This window comes from Pseudomonas sp. WS 5011 (genome assembly GCF_012985775.1).
GTDB classification, from domain to species: Bacteria; Pseudomonadota; Gammaproteobacteria; order Pseudomonadales; family Pseudomonadaceae; genus Aquipseudomonas; species Aquipseudomonas peli.
In genome coordinates this window covers 1-1,093 of sequence record NZ_JAAQXA010000077.1, presented here as the reverse complement: position 1 = coordinate 1,093, position 1,093 = coordinate 1, and the positions used below count along the sequence as shown (strand labels likewise).

Sequence of the window (1,093 nt, the reverse complement as noted above, 5' to 3'; positions counted from 1 at the left end):
GCGGTACGCCGGCTACGCGCAAAAATCGATGACGATTTCGATCTCAAGCTGATTCATACCGCCCGCGGCATGGGATACATGATGGATGCGCCGGAGTGAATATGAAGCACCTTTCGCTGACAGCACGCATGAGCCTGATGTTCATGTCCGCGGTAATTGCAGTCCTGACGGTAGCAGGGCTGAGTTTCAATATGCTCAGCCAGCACCACTTCAAGATGCTGGATCGGCAGGCCCTGGTGGAGAAACTCGAATCCGCCAAACATATCCTCAACAATGCTCGCGGTGAAGCGAGCCTTTCGGAAGAATTACCGCAGTTGCGAGCCTTGCTGGGAGCCCATCAGGATCTGGCGGCCACTATCCTGGCCAGTGACGGTTCTGTACTGTTCTCCGACCCCAGAGCAGTCGAAGTACCAGAGCGTTTCAGACGTGAAAATGAGCAGAGCATGTGGGAGTGGCAGAACGGCCAACACATGTACCGCGGCATGACGGCGCAAATCTCGGTAGCCGATCAGGCTGAGCCGCTCACAGCTTTGCTGATTCTTGACGTCACCAATCACACACACTTTTTCGACACGCTGCAACGATGGTTCTGGATTGGATTGGTCATCAGTGCCCTGTTCAGTGCCGCGCTCGGCTGGGTGGTTGCTCGCAGCGGCCTTAGGCCTCTGCGGCAAGTCACTCATGTGGCCTCCGGGATGTCCGCTCGCTCGTTACAGGAACGAATCCCTCTCGAACCAGTGCCGCGGGAACTTCAGCAACTGGTTCTATCCTTCAATGCGATGTTGGCTCGGCTAGAGGATGCCTTCGTTAGGCTCTCCAATTTTTCGGCCGACATTGCCCACGAGCTACGCACGCCCGTTAGCAACCTGATGACCCACACCGAGGTCGTGCTGAGTAAAAAACGCGATATCAATGCCTATGAGGAGAATCTGTACTCCAACCTGGAGGACTTGAAGCGCATGTCTCGGATGATTGATGACATGCTGTTCTTGGCCAAGGCTGATAATGGCCTGATCATCCCCGAGCAGGCCAGGATCGAACTGGCTGACGTAGTCTTCAAGCTGTTTGACTACTACCACCTTCTGGCCGAAGA

General features: G+C 55.2%; 2 protein-coding genes. Both read left to right on the top strand.

Going from position 1 to position 1,093, the window contains the following annotated elements:
• Positions 1 to 99 (top strand): winged helix-turn-helix domain-containing protein (locus HBN63_RS21585; protein ID WP_170050846.1); only part of this gene is annotated, 99 nt, incomplete at its 5' end.
• Positions 100 to 101: 2 nt separating this feature from the next.
• A partial coding sequence (locus tag HBN63_RS21580; RefSeq protein WP_170050845.1) for a heavy metal sensor histidine kinase occupies positions 102 to 1,093 on the top strand: 992 nt, incomplete at its 3' end.